The sequence below is a fragment of the Sphingomonas radiodurans genome (assembly GCF_020866845.1).
Classification (GTDB): domain Bacteria; phylum Pseudomonadota; class Alphaproteobacteria; order Sphingomonadales; family Sphingomonadaceae; genus Sphingomonas; species Sphingomonas radiodurans.
Genome location: NZ_CP086594.1, coordinates 618,485 through 632,004, shown reverse-complemented (window position 1 = coordinate 632,004; position 13,520 = coordinate 618,485). Strand labels below are relative to the sequence as shown.

Below are 13,520 nucleotides of genomic sequence, written 5' to 3'. Positions count from 1 at the left end.
ACCGTCCCAGGCTCGGCATGGCCTGCCCTTGACGCCGATCCGATTTTTGGCTGCTTGCGTGCGTATCAAGGCGCATCGGGGTCACGAGCATCGCCCGCTTGAGACTCCGACTGTAGCGCTGGTTTCTTCCCTAGCGCAGCGTGCGCGATATCGCCGTCCTACCGCGGCGCATCGCCGCCAGCATTTTCACGAGGGAAGGGATTAGCCCGACGCGCCAAGCCGCTCGCGATAACCCGCGATCAGCCGCTCCGCCCATGCGTCGGGGGATAGTGCGACTGCTCGTGTATCTTTGAACGCCGCGACGCTCGCCTGACGGCAGCGTGCGTCGTCAACGAAGAACGTGCGGATTGCCTCGGCGAACGCGTCGGTGTCGCGGGGCTCGACCGCGAGTCCGGCGCCCGCCGCGACGATATCGTCAGCAAGGAACGCCGTCTCGGTCGCGATCACTGGCAGCCCGCTCCACAGCGCCTCCACCGCCACCAGCCCGAAGGGTTCGGGATAACGGCTCGGCATCACCAGCAGCCGCGCGCGTCGCGCATAATCCGCGATCTCCGCCGGCCCGCGGCGGCCCATCAGCAGTGCCTCGGGATATTCCGCCGCAAGCCGCTCGCGCAGCCCCCGTCGCCGATCACGCGCAGCGTCACCCCCGCCGCGCGGCAGGCCGCGGCGGCGAGGTCCGGGCCCTTGGTTGCTTCGAGCCGGCCGACGAACAGCACTTCATCGTTTTGCTCCGCCGCGATCCGCTCCTGCGTCCACGCGGTCACCGGGTTTGGCACGGTGTGGATCGCTGCGGAGGGAATGCCGGCACGCATCAGGAACGGCCGCATCGCCTCATGGATCGCGAACACCGGCGGTGAGTTTTGCCGGTCGTAGAAGCGCCGCTGCACCGCTTGCCGCGCGACGCGCCACAATTTGTGCGCATAGAGCCGCCGGTCGCAATTCGCCGCGATGCAGGCGGGCGTCATCGGTGTCAGCGGGCAGATCCGGCCGCTTTTCAGGAATGATTGGCTGCCGTTGGGGCAGGTGAGGAAGAAGTCGTGCGCCGACAGCACGAGCCGGTGCGCGACGGGCTGCAGCGCCTTGAACACGCTTGGCGACAGGATCTGCGCCCAGCCGTGAAGATGATAGACGGTGCCGGGCGTATCGTTGGCGGCGATCCAGCGCGTCACCATTGCCATCGCCGGGCGATTGAATAGGCCACCTACCAGCGCGCTGGCCACACCAGCGGCCTCCAGCCGCGCCTGACCCAGCGCAACCACCTCTACTCCGGCCGCCGCTAGCTCGGCATTCTCGCCCGCATCGCCCGAGATGAAGGTGACGGGCAGCGCGCGCGCACGGAACAGGTGCGCGGAGAGCAGCGCAAGCGCCGTCGCGCCGCCCATTGGCCTGGCGATGTCGTTTAGGATGACGACCCGGTCGATCATCGCGCGCACGCCCTGTCGCGCAGCAGGTCGCCGAGCAGCGCCACACTCGCGCTGGCCGCATCGAGCAGATCGGCATGTAGCGCTGGCTCCACGCCCTCATGCGCCGCCCGCTCGGCAAGCGTCACGATTTCGGCCGGCGCGAGCGTAGCCGTATCGACCATGAAGGCGTCTCGACCCGAGAGCGCGAAGAAACTGTCGAGCTTGCGATCCCAGCGCAGTCCGATCGCCGGCACTCCGCAGGAATAGGCCGCGATACAGGCGTGCATCCGGTGCGCGATCACGATCGTCGCGCGCGACAAGGCTGCGACCAGATCGGCCGGTTGCGCGAAATCGGGCAGCCGGCGGACCCGGCCGCGCCCAGCCGCAACCCAGCCAGCACAACGCTGATCGAGGAAAGCGCGATCCTCCGGGCTGCCGTTGGTGAACAACGCCACGTCCCACTCCGCATCGGCCAGCGCGGCAATCGATTGCGTGTACCACGCTGCCAAAACCGCATCGCTCCCGTCCGACCCACCGTGATAGCGCACCGCCAGCGGGTCTGTGACGCATAGCGCGACCACGCGCATGGCGTGCGCGCACGCCGGGAGCGCGTAACAGCGCGCCGCGAGCAGGCCCGGATCGCGCGCGATCTTTGCATGCGGCACGCCGTGCACGCCCAGCCGACGGTTCCAGATGTCCTGCGATCGCTCGTCGCGCACCCGCACGCACGCCAGCCGCGCGGAGGCGAGCGCGCGCGCGAACAGCCGCTCGCCGGTTGCGCTCCAATTGTCCGATACGCCGACCGCGAACACCGCTACCGGCACGTCGCGCCGTCTGGTCTCGGCGAGGCCCAGCGCCAGCTTGATCGGGAAGTTGAGATCGTCGTCGGCGAACAGGTTGCCGCCCCCGATCACCGCTGCGTCGCAATCGGCAAGCGCGGCGCGGAACGCCGGTCGCAGCCGCACCCGCGCGAGCAGGCTGAGCACCGACCACGCTGCCACGCGGCGCAGCGGCCCCGGCAGCCGTTCCAGCGTGCGCATCGCCAGCGCGCGGTTGCGACCGTGCCCGCCATAGTGCGTGCGGCCTGCCAGATCGATCGGCACCACCTCGATCGAGGGATGATGCCGCACCAGCTCGCGCTCCAGGCATTCCGCCAGCAGCCCGTCGCCCAGGTTCGGGCTGTATTTCACATTGAGGATCGCGACCTTCACACGGAAGCTCCGGTTCATTCGCCTCCGCGCGCCCCAGGCGTGGACCGGACGGTGATGATGTGTCGCGGCTATCCCTAGCGTGGCGCTCGTGCGGTTTACCGCCAGATTCAACCATCCCGGACCTACAAACCGCGGCCCGATCCGAGCGCGCGGCTAAGCATAAGCGCGTCCGGCATCGCGTGATGGTCCGTTCCGCCGCGCCGCGACACATGGGATCCGGGGGGCGCAGAAGATGCGGAACAACGGCGTGCGACCGCACCTGTTTTATTGCGGTGACCTTTGCAATCTCGGCGATCTCGCGCTGTTGCTACAGAACCTTGAGCATCTGCCCGCCGGCGCCACCGCCTATGTCCGCCGCTGGGCGCCGCTGCCGCCCGAGGTCGAGCGCCAAGTGGTCGCGGCCGGTGGCACGCTCGTCGACAGTCGCAACTTGGTTGCGTTCGTGGCGCTTGCAAGCCGGTGCGACATCGTCATCGGCGGCGGGCAATTGGTGCGCGGCAACGTCTCGCTCCCCAGCCTCGTCGCGCAATATGCCGGCGCACGCGCGGCGCGCTGGCGTGGCGGCGTCGTCACCACCCGCGGTCTCGGGGTTGGCACGATCAGCGATCGCAATCGGCGTTTGCTGTGGAAGGCATTGTTGCGGCTCGCGACCGACGTGCGCGTTCGCGATGCCCAGTCGGTCAAGAACGCGGCGGCGCTAGTGGGGCGCAATCGGGTGGTGCAAACCGCGGACGCCGCCTTCATTCCCGGCCGTCTGCACGAACGGGCATCCGGGCCGGCAGCTGTTCGCGATCGCATTCTCATCGCCCCGTGCATCGACGGTAGCGAAGGGCGCTCGATGGCAACGCCGGTGTTCGCGCAGATCCTTGAGGCAGCGCGCGAGCGTCGGCCGGACGACGCGCTGGTGTTTGCTTGCCACGATCCGCGGCCGGGCATGGATGTCGCGGCCGCGCACAGCCTGATCGACGGCCTGGCACTGTCCGACGCGCGGCTGCAGGCGACGTATGAGCTCGACGTGCTGCTTGACGAATACCGCCACGCCTCGCTGGTCGTCACCAACCGGCTGCACGCGATCATCTTCGCGCTGCTGTCGGACTGCGCCATCCTCGTTATCGACGACGGAACCGCGAAGACACGCTTCATCGCGACGCGGTTCGACCTGCCGTTGGTGTCGCAGGCGATCCCCGAGAGCGTGGAGTATGCAACCGCGCGTGCGCTCGATCACGTGCCGGGCTCTCGCCGCCGTGCCCTCGGCGCAATGGCGACGGCGGCGCGTGCCAACCTTGCATGAATGGAAGGTCAAGACGATCAATTCTGTAGAAATTGTAGGACGGAACCTTGAAATAGCTATCTAGCAATACTTTTCCACGGTGCATCGACGACTAAGTACCTCGCTGTATAAATATATCCCATATTCGCAAAATCCTATAATTTTCGCAGTTTCGAATACAACGAAACACACAGGACACGTGCGCTACATTAGGAAGACCAAAAAAATCCTCCAAAACGGTTCAGTTAAAGACTCCTTAAGAACCGGCACAAGTGATCTCATGTGGTATTTAATAACCCGTGGTTCACCGTATTTGCGGCGGGTGATTCTGCCAGCCGACAAACCACCGATACAACTGGGAGGTAATCGACATGGCTGTTTCTCTTAATATTGCTGCACCTACAGAAATGGACGCTCCGAGCACAGACGTAACGCCAACTGGACTCTCGCCACTAACCGGGCAGGGCGATGGTAAGGTGGTCGGTTCGGCTGGAAACGATCGCGGCACGCTGTTCGATGTCCAGAAAGACAGCGATCAGGTGATCAAGCTCGGCGCCGGTGACGATGTGTTCGTCTTCGGTCCCAACGACATAAATGTCGATCTGAATGGCATCATCAAAATGGGCGAAAATGCTAGTGACTATGATCAAATTTTCCTGAACCATCGCATCAACGACTATATCTTTACGTCGCGCTCGGATGGCGGCATCAAGATTCAGTATATTGGCGAACCTGATGGAAGCGGCGACGCGGTTTCATTTTATGAAGCTGAGTCTTTTACGTTCCGTAACATCACGCCGGACGGTAGCGGAAACTATACCAATCAAACGTTCACGCAGGACGAACTCTACGCACTGATCATTGCGGCCGAAGCACTCTGATCAATTGATCACACCTGATGCATGAACGTAAAAGTCGGCCGGATAAGATTCCGGCCGGCTTTTACTCGATAACTGACTGGTTGAGTCATGGTTTGACGTCAGCTGACGAGCGTCGAACTTCCGGGCTGAAGAGCGGAAGGCGTTAGGCGAAGCGCGGAACGCCACCGTAGCGCCGAATACGACAGCATCGGATGCGCAGATCGACGCAAAGCAAATAGGGGGAAGTCGATGCACATGGCCGTCGTCACGCCGCCGGCCGCGATGTCCGGCGGTCGAAGGTTCACGGGCGCGCGCTGGGACGCGCGCATTACCCGTATGATGGACCTGGCGGTCGCGCTGATCGCCCTCGCGTTCTTTCTCCCGCTCATGCTCGTAATCGCCACGATCATCTACGTGACCGATCCCGGCCCAGTCTTCTTCGCGCATCGCCGCGTCGGCCGGGGCGGCCGGCATTTCCGCTGCCTCAAGTTCCGCAGCATGGCGGTCAACGCCGAGGAATTGCTGGCGGAATTGCTCGCTAAAGACGCTGAAGCGCGCGCCGAATGGGCGCGCGATCACAAGCTGAAGAATGATCCGCGGATCACCGCGATTGGCGGGCTCCTGCGCAAGAGCAGTCTCGATGAACTGCCTCAACTCTTCAACGTGTTACGTGGCGAGATGAGCCTCGTCGGGCCACGCCCGATCGTCGACGCCGAGGTGCTACGCTATGGCCGGTACTTCGCGCATTACTGCAGCGTTCGCCCAGGCATAACCGGCCTCTGGCAAGTAAGCGGCCGAAACAACACGTCCTATCGCCGCCGCGTCGCGTTCGACGTGACATACAGCCGCTCACGATCGGCCTTGTTCGACGCAAAGATCCTTGTAATGACCGTGCCGAGCGTAATGCTCGCTCGCGGCTCTTACTGACCGACCGCCGACAAGCCTCGGATCAGCCGAGAATCAGGCGAAACAATCCAAACCAGATCACTGCGGACATGCCCACTGCATTGACCAGGCCTGCCGGCTGCAATTCCGCCCGCGGCCTTTGTCCGTTGTTTCGCTTGTCTGAGAAAGACGTCGTAGGCATCGGCCGACAAGTGGCAAGACGGCGACTAGACGCCATTGAGCGCGACCGCATTTCGTACATCCTCTCTTTATTTTGCTCTAGATTATATAGATGGAACGCCGTTTGCAAATGTTCGTTCCTTTTCGGGACACGCCGCATCGGCGTTCTACGACAAAATCCTCATCTCTCCAGATGTCTGTTTTAGTAATCCAATTCCGCCGAGCAGCCCGCTGTTGCTAGTCTTCGGCCAGGAAGCAGTAAAATAGCAATCCGGATTGTCGCCAAATGGCAATTTGGATCTCTCGCAACACGCATTACGACGGTTGTAGGATTTACAACCCCAACGCCCGCGCGGCAGCGAATATGCTGGCGCGCTACGGGTCGCCTCAATACACATAGGTTGTGATCAAGGCGCGAAAGACAGTCCCGATCGAAAATTACATCCGGCAGCGCGATCGTGGGGGATCGTGCCGCGTCACTGCGCCATCGCGCCCGACGCGCATTGCCAAACAAGTGCTTAACCTTTGATGCGTAGCGGGGAGCCAGGCCACCGGGGCAAATCAATGACGCTTGCTGCGAAGATCGATCTGCCAGACCCGCGCAACGCAATCGACCAATGCGACGCAAGCGAACGTCGCGCAGGCACGCGCACGACCGTCGGGCGCCTATCCACCATCCGCGACGGCCAGGATATCCCGCACGACGTGATCGTCGAAGATCTGTCGCTGACCGGCTTTCGCTATCGTTCGACCGACAGGCTCCCCATCGGCACACCCATCCGCCTAGGCCTTGCCGGTGCCGGCACCGCGGCGGCGCAGGTCGTGCGCGTGGACGGGGACGACCACGGCTGCGCCTTCGATCCGCCGCTCTCGCCGAACCAGCTAGAGGCCGCCTTCACGTCCGGTACCGTCATCCAGACGCCGGGCCTCACGTCGGGCGCCGGAGAGATCGACACGGGAGAGCCGTGGCCGCGAGCGGTGCGGACGGCGATCTTCATCGGCGGCGGCGCAGCCGCATGGGTAGCTGTCGTCGCGCTGCTGAAAGCGCTGAGCTGATCCGTCAGTCGCAGCCTGGGGCCGCAATCATTCGCCCCGTCAGAAATACCGCTCGCCGATCCTAATCGTATCGCCCGGCATCACGCGGATCGGCGTGTCCCGCAGCGGCACCGTCCGCTCGCTCGCCTCGCCGCGCTGCACGAACACCTTCTTCTGGTCCGCGCGATAGGTGAACCCGCCCGCCGCCGCGATCGCCTGCTCGATCCGCAAGCCATTAACAAACGGATATTCGCCCGGTCGCGCCACTTCGCCGAGGATGTAATAAGGCCGATAGTTGAGCACCTCGGCGGCCACCCGGGGCTCGTTGACATAGGCCTTCAGCTGCCCCGCTAGCGCTGCCGCGAGCTGGTCGGCCGTCAGCCCCTTCGCGCCCACCGAGCCAATCAGCGGGAAGGCCAGGGTACCGCCCGCGGAAACGCTGTAATCCCCGCTCAACTTGTCTTCGTTATAGACATTGATGCGAAGCTTGTCGCCCGAATCGAGCATGTATCCGGCAGGCTTTGCGCCGTCGGCTGTCATCAGCGGCGGCGGTGTCGTCGCGCACGAAGCAAGCGCCGCGCAAAGGCAAGCGGCGATCAACGGACGAAAAGCTCGCGACATGATACATCCCCCAGATCTTCATCGGTCGTGTCGCGGAGATCATCTTCCCGCGTCAGTTCCCGAAAGTAGCGTCGCCTATTTGTAATCTTACGGAACGCCGATCGGTGGGCCTATTAGCGTCAGATCGGACCCATTGGTCGCACTCGATCAAATTCAAGGCTCTAAGATGCGGCATCGCTCAACGGGATAGCTGGCCCGTCGAAGACAGGCTTCGTGGCGATACGTGCGTGGCGGCCGGGGGGGATGGTCATTTGCGGGGTCACGTTGTTGGGATCGGCCTGGCGATGCTGGGCGGCGGCATGGCCGCAACGCCGCCGGCCGTGGCCCAGACCGGCATTCGCACCACCGCTCCGGTGGTGGCGACGCGCGACACGGTGATCGGGCGCGCCCGGCCGGGCTATGCCCCGATCGGGATCCCGCTCGGTGCGTTCCGGGTCTATCCCTCGGTCGAAACACGCGCGAGCTACGACAGCAATATCTACGCGCTGCCGAACGCGCCGGTCGATGATGCTGCGCTGCTGCTCACCCCGCGCGTGGCGATCACCTCGATCGAGAACCGCGCTTATGCGCTGTCGCTGGTCGCCGAGGGTATTGTCACGCGCTACGCCAATCAGACGATCGAGAATAACGAGAGCGTCGGCGTCGTGGCGAGCGGTCGGCTGGAGCTCGATCGCGACACCCAGCTCGCCACCAGCCTCACGCTCGCGCGCCGCATTCAGCGCCGCGGCACCGAGGACGAGACGCTCGTCGGCGTCTTCCCACCGATCGCCTATCGCGAGGTTTCCGCGAGCATGTCGGGCGAGCATCGCTTCGGCCCCATCTCGCTCACGGTCGGCGGCAATGTCGGCCAGTTCCGGTACGAACCGACGCGGATCAACGACGTCCGCGTGCCGCTGGACGAGAATAATTTCGAGCAGGTAGGGGCGAACGCCCGCGCTCGCGATCCCGTACGAACTCCCGACGCGGATGCCGGAGGATCGCGTCGATATGCGGTCGATCTGGTCGATCTTCCGGCGGCGGATCGGCACGTTCCTCGCCGTGCTGTCTCTCGTCGTTGTGCTCGGGGTGATCATCACGCTGCGCCAGACGCCAATCTTCATCGCGCGGTCCAGCGTCGCGCTGAAGGGCGCGCCGCCGGCCGCGCCGCCGGCGATGGACGAGCGCACGCCGATGCCCGGCAACCCGACCGATCAATATGTCGATACGCAAGTCGCGATGATCCGCTCGGATGGCATGGCGCTGAAGGTCGCCAACGCGCTCGCCATCGAATCGCGCCAGGATATCCGGGTCGAAGCGCCCGACCGGCTCGGCCAGATCGCGCGGCTGCTCGGCCAGACCGAACAGGCGCCGCGCGTCCGCACCGCGGAGGAACGGCGCACTGCCGCGATCGACTATGTCAAACACGGGCTCGACGTGCGTCGCACCGGCAGCACCTACGCGCTCGAAATCAGCGTCGAGAGCGAGGACGCAGCCGAGGCGACGCGGCTGGCGAACGAATATGCCCGCCAATATGCGCTGGCCGATCTGGGCGACCAGCAGGCGCAGACGCGCGACGCGAACACGCTGATTGCGCAACGGCTCGATCAGCTGCGCGCGCGGGCGCTCGAGGAAACAGCGGCGGTCCAGCAATATCGCATCGCCAACAATTTGCTCAGCACGACCGGCACATCGCTGACCGAGCAGGAGATATCGATCTACAACCAGCAGGTCGCCCTGGCGCGCGCCGCCGCTGCGGAGGATCAGGCGCGGCTCGCGACGGCGCGCAGCCAGTTACGTTCGGGATCGACTGGTGACGATGTCGGCGAAGCGCTCGGGTCGTCGGTGATCGGCTCGTTGCGCACGCAACAGGCGACGATCGGCGCACGCGTCGCCGATCTCACCGCGCGGTACAGCGCGCTTCACCCCGATGTGATCCGCGCGCGCAGCGAGCTGGAATCGGTCAACCGCCAGGTCGCGGCCGAAATCGACCGCGTCATTTCGAACCTCGCCGCGCGCGCGCAGGTGTCGCAGCAGCGGCTCGGCTCGCTGACGTCGACGCTCGGACAGGCGCGCGGCGCGCTGGCGCAGAACAACCGCGCGATGGTCGATCTGAAGGATCTGGAGCAGCGCGCGCAGACCTCGCAGGAACTCTATCAAAGCTATCTCAACCGCTACAAGCAGTTGAGCGCACGTGAAGGCACCGAACAGCCGACCGCCACCGTGCTCACCAACGCGCGCCTGCCGCGTTTCCCTGCCTCGCCCAATCGCCTGCTCAACATCGCGCTCGCGCTGGTGCTCGGCACCGCATTGGGCGTCGCCGCGGCGTTCGCGCGCGAGCTGTACTTTGCCGGCATCACCACCGGCAGCGATGTGACGCGCAAGCTGCACGTTCGATATCTCGGCCTCGTACCGACCGTGGGCAGCGTGACGAAGGCCAACGAGACCCCGACCTCGCTGATCGTCGCCGATCCGCGCTCATTCTTCGCCGAATCCTTCCGCTCGCTGCGCGCGTCGATCCGCTTCGCCGCCGGGCACGATGCGAAGGTGATCGCGATCACCTCCGCGCTGCCGAGCGAGGGCAAGACGGCGACCGCGATCTGCCTCGCCCGATCGATCGCCATGTCGGGCGAGAATACCGTGCTAATCGATTGCGATCTGCGCCAGCAGGGCGTCAGCCGGCGTTTGCCCGATCGCGAGGGTCGGCCGGGGCTGATTGAGGTGCTGCGCGGCGCCAACACGCTCGACGAAGCGCTGTCGAAGGATTTTCAGACCGGGCTGCAAGTGCTGCCCGTCTCGCAAGGCCACGATCAGTCCGAACTGCTGATGGGCGAGGAAATGGATCGGCTGCTCGCGCTGCTGCGCGAACGCTTCGACGCGATCATCATCGATACCGCGCCCGTTCTGCCGATCGCCGACGCGCGGCTGATGCTGAGCAAGGCCGACGCGAGCGTCTTCGTCGTCCGCTGGCGCAGCACCCCCGACCACGCGGTCCGCGCGGCCTTCCGCCAGCTGCCGCGCGAGCGCGATTCCGTCACCGGCGTGGTGCTGACTCGTGTCGATATCAAGCAGCTCGCCCGCTTCGGGCTCGGCGACGATGCGTCTTATTATGATCGGTACAAAAGCTATTATGGTTGAGGCAGATCTGGCGGCACGCCCGATGATCGAGGGCCGCCCGCCGGGCTGGCCGCGGCGTGTGGCGATCATCCATTACTGGCTCGTCACGATGCGCGGCGGTGAGCGCGTGGTCGAACAATTGCTGCGACTGTTTCCCAACGCCGACGTGTTCACGCACGTTTATGCCGAGGACGCGGTGTCCGATCTGATCCGCGGGCGGCGGGTGACACAGACGTTCGTTGGCCGGCTTCCCGGCGCGCGTAAACATTATCAGAAGTATCTGCCGCTGATGCCGATGGCGCTCGAGCAGCTCGATCTGCGCGGGTACGATCTCGTCATCTCGAGCGAATCCGGCCCGGCCAAGGGCGTGATCGTCACCCCGGATGCGCTGCACCTCTGCTACGTCCATTCGCCGATGCGCTATCTCTGGGACCATTATCACCAGTATCGCGCGTCGGCCGGCGGGCTCACGCGCGCGCTGATGCCGTGGATGTTCCACCAGTTGCGCGGCTGGGACGTGTCGTCCGCGCGCCGCGTCGATCGGCTGGTCGCGAACTCGCACTTCATCAAGGCGCGGATTGCCAAATCGTGGGGCCGCGAATCCAATGTCGTCCACCCGCCGGTCGAGGTCGACCTGTTCACCCCCGTCGCGCCGCACGAGGTGACCGACCGGTTCCTGTGGGTCGGCCAGATGACGCCGTACAAGCGCGCCGACATCGCGCTCGACGCCTTCAACCAGCTCGGTCTGCCGTTGCTGATGGTCGGCACCGGCGAGCTGGCGCAGGAGCTGCGCCGCCGCGCCGGGCCGACGATCGAAATCGTCGATCGGCTGAACTTCGATCAGCTCCGCCGCGCCTATGCCACCTGCCGCGCGCTGGTGTTCACGGCGGAGGAGGATTTCGGAATCGTGCCGGTCGAGGCGATGGCCTCTGGCCGCCCGGTGATCGCCTACGGCCGCGGCGGTGTGCTCGACAGCATCGTGCCGGGCGAGACCGGGCTGTTCTTCCCCGAACAGAACGCCGAATCCCTCGCCGAAGCCGTCCGTGCCTTCGAAACCTGGGCGCCGCATTTCGACCCCGCCGTCGCGGTGCGCCAGGCGCGCACGTTCGCGCCCGAGCATTTCGACGCCGGCATCCTCGCGGCACTCGCCGCATGATTATCGTTCGCACCACCACCGTCGCGCTGACCATGCTGATCGCGGGCGCGGAGACGACGATGTCGCTGTCGGCCGCCGAAGGGCAGGGGGCGCCGGCCCAGTCGACGAAGCGACAGCTGATTACCGTCGTGCTCGCCCCGGCGCAGCCGTCGCCGGGCGTCGACGTCGCACCGCCCCCGCCAAGCGCCGCCGCTCCCGTCGCCACCCCCGGCATGACGCTCGGCGTCCAGACCCATTTCAGCCAGGGCTGGCCAGCAACACTCGTCGACCGCGTCCGCACGAGCGGAGCGACCGCAGTGCGCGACGGCGTGCCATGGTCGCGCGGCGAGCCGACCCCAGGCCGCTACGCGCTCGACGTCGCCGCTCCCGCCGCGCTCGACGCCGTCTGCCAAAGCGGCCGCACCCTGCTCCTCACGCTCGCGCCCGAGCACCCGGCGTATGATGGCGGCAAGACCGCGCACAGCGACCGCGCTATCGCCGCCTTCGCGCGCTACGCCGGCGCGCTCGCCGACCGCTACCGCACCTGCCTCGCCGGGATCGAGGTGGGCAACGAGATCAACGACTCGCGCAACCTGTCCTACCCCGCCGGGGTGAACGGCCCCGCCCGCTACGTCGCGCTGGTGCGTGCGACCGGCACCGAGCTGCGGCGGCGCGGATCGACAACGGCGGTCGTCGGCGGCTCGACCAACGTCATCGGCACCGGCTTCCTCGACCGGCTCTTCGCCGCGGGGCTGCTCGACGCGGCCGATGCGATCGCGGTTCACCCGTATCGCTCGCAAGCCGAGAACGTCGATCGCGAGCTCGCCAACCTCACCGACGTGATGCGCCGCCACGGCCGCGTGCTCCCGATCTGGGCCACCGAATTCAGCGACAATTACGCGACCGCCGACATCGCCGCCGAGGAACTGGTCAAGATGGTCACGCTGCTAAGCGCCGCGGGCGTATCGCGGGCCTATTGGTACGCGCTGATCGACCAGCAATGGTTCCGCCACATGGGCCTCTACAGCGGCCCGACCGAGAAGCCCGCCGCGCGCGCCTATGGCCGGATGGCCGCGCTCACCAGCACGGGTCGCGCGACGCAGATCGACCTCAAGGATCAAGGCATCCGCCTCTACCGCTTCGGGAGCGGCGCCTATGTCGTCTGGGGCGGTGGTGGCCGCGTCGCGTTCGGCGGGAGCCTTACGGCGCATGATGCGTACGGCCGGGCAGTCGGCGGCAGCGCCACCAAGGTCGATGTCGGCCCGCTGCCGCTGATCGTCACAGCCGCCGGCACGCCGCGGCGCGAGCAATCGAGCATGATCGTCGCCGACACCACCTTCGGCTACGGCCAGCCCCCCTGGTCGTATCTAGCGCAGACCCGCGACGGCAAGCTGCACCCGCTCGCGCTGTCGGACGGGCAGTGGGACAGCAGCTATGCCTCACGCAATTTCCAGCCGTTGCGGATCAGCGACATCACCGCCGCAGTCGCCGGTACGGCCGCCGCGCCAGTCCGTGCGGTGGTCCGCTACACGTCGCCTGCCACCGCGCGGCTGAGCATCGCCGGCTGCTTCACGAAAAAGCCGAACGGCGACGGCGTCGATGTTTCAGTGATCGCTTCCGGCCGCACCGTCTGGAGCCGCGTCCTGACGCAAGACGCGCTCCTTACCGGTGTGGACGTCGATCTCGCCCGCGGCGGCACGCTCGACCTGAGCGTCGGGCCGCACCAGACCGCCGGCGGCGACGCCTTTGCCTATCGCGTCCGCCTGTTCGCGCGTGGCGCCGCGCAGCCAGTCGCGTGCCCGCACCGTCCCCAACCCGTCAGCTGAC

11 protein-coding genes and 1 pseudogene are annotated in these 13,520 nt (G+C 65.8%); 8 read left to right on the top strand and 4 right to left on the bottom strand.

The annotated features are described in order from the left end of the window. Positions 1 to 201 precede the first annotated feature (201 nt). From LLW23_RS03005 to LLW23_RS02995, 3 genes are read right to left on the bottom strand one after another with little or no spacing between them, the layout of a single operon-like run. Entirely contained in the window at positions 202 to 573 is a 372-nt protein-coding gene (locus LLW23_RS03005) for a glycosyltransferase (protein ID WP_228947310.1), read from the bottom strand. Continuing rightward, positions 573 to 1,424: a glycosyltransferase family protein gene (locus tag LLW23_RS03000; RefSeq protein WP_228947309.1), complete on the bottom strand. Its 852-nt coding sequence runs from the start codon at positions 1,422 to 1,424 to the stop codon at positions 573 to 575. The genes LLW23_RS03005 and LLW23_RS03000 overlap by 1 nt, the downstream gene beginning before the upstream one ends. Then, positions 1,421 to 2,632, bottom strand: coding sequence for a polysaccharide pyruvyl transferase family protein (locus LLW23_RS02995; protein ID WP_228947308.1), 1,212 nt, complete (start codon positions 2,630 to 2,632; stop codon positions 1,421 to 1,423). Before LLW23_RS02995 ends, LLW23_RS03000 begins: the two co-directional genes overlap by 4 nt. A gap of 214 nt (positions 2,633 to 2,846) precedes the next feature. Here LLW23_RS02995 and LLW23_RS02990 point away from each other — a divergent pair, with 214 nt between their 5' ends. The 4 genes from LLW23_RS02990 (at position 2,847) to LLW23_RS02975 (ending at position 6,865) form a co-directional block, all read left to right on the top strand. Continuing rightward, a complete protein-coding gene (locus LLW23_RS02990; protein ID WP_228947307.1) occupies positions 2,847 to 3,905 on the top strand; it encodes a polysaccharide pyruvyl transferase family protein in 1,059 nt (352 codons plus the stop codon). Positions 3,906 to 4,255: 350 nt separating this feature from the next. Continuing rightward, complete coding sequence (locus LLW23_RS02985; RefSeq protein WP_228947306.1) at positions 4,256 to 4,765, top strand: hypothetical protein; 510 nt, start codon at positions 4,256 to 4,258, stop codon at positions 4,763 to 4,765. Positions 4,766 to 4,993: 228 nt separating this feature from the next. Next, positions 4,994 to 5,671, top strand: a complete 678-nt coding sequence (locus LLW23_RS02980) for a sugar transferase (RefSeq protein ID WP_333473788.1) — start codon at positions 4,994 to 4,996, stop codon at positions 5,669 to 5,671. A 702-nt stretch (positions 5,672 to 6,373) separates the two neighbouring features. Further along, a complete protein-coding gene (locus tag LLW23_RS02975; RefSeq protein ID WP_228947305.1) occupies positions 6,374 to 6,865 on the top strand; it encodes a PilZ domain-containing protein in 492 nt (163 codons plus the stop codon). 39 nt (positions 6,866 to 6,904) lie between these two features. On the opposite strand, the gene LLW23_RS02970 is transcribed toward LLW23_RS02975, so the two are convergent. Further along, entirely contained in the window at positions 6,905 to 7,465 is a 561-nt protein-coding gene (locus LLW23_RS02970) for a polysaccharide biosynthesis/export family protein (protein WP_228947304.1), read from the bottom strand. Between the two features lie 284 nt (positions 7,466 to 7,749). Between LLW23_RS02970 and LLW23_RS17650 the strand changes: the two are divergent. The 4 genes and pseudogenes from LLW23_RS17650 to LLW23_RS02950 form a co-directional block, all read left to right on the top strand. After that, a pseudogene (locus LLW23_RS17650) lies at positions 7,750 to 8,343 on the top strand (outer membrane beta-barrel protein); the annotation flags it as partial. Positions 8,344 to 8,452: 109 nt separating this feature from the next. Then, complete coding sequence (locus LLW23_RS02960) at positions 8,453 to 10,579, top strand: polysaccharide biosynthesis tyrosine autokinase (protein WP_228947302.1); 2,127 nt, start codon at positions 8,453 to 8,455, stop codon at positions 10,577 to 10,579. Next, positions 10,572 to 11,714, top strand: coding sequence for a glycosyltransferase (locus LLW23_RS02955; RefSeq protein WP_408642011.1), 1,143 nt, complete (start codon positions 10,572 to 10,574; stop codon positions 11,712 to 11,714). Before LLW23_RS02960 ends, LLW23_RS02955 begins: the two co-directional genes overlap by 8 nt. Continuing rightward, positions 11,711 to 13,519: a glycosyl hydrolase gene (locus LLW23_RS02950; protein WP_228947301.1), complete on the top strand. Its 1,809-nt coding sequence runs from the start codon at positions 11,711 to 11,713 to the stop codon at positions 13,517 to 13,519. The genes LLW23_RS02955 and LLW23_RS02950 overlap by 4 nt, the downstream gene beginning before the upstream one ends. The last annotated feature ends 1 nt before the right edge of the window (position 13,520 follow it).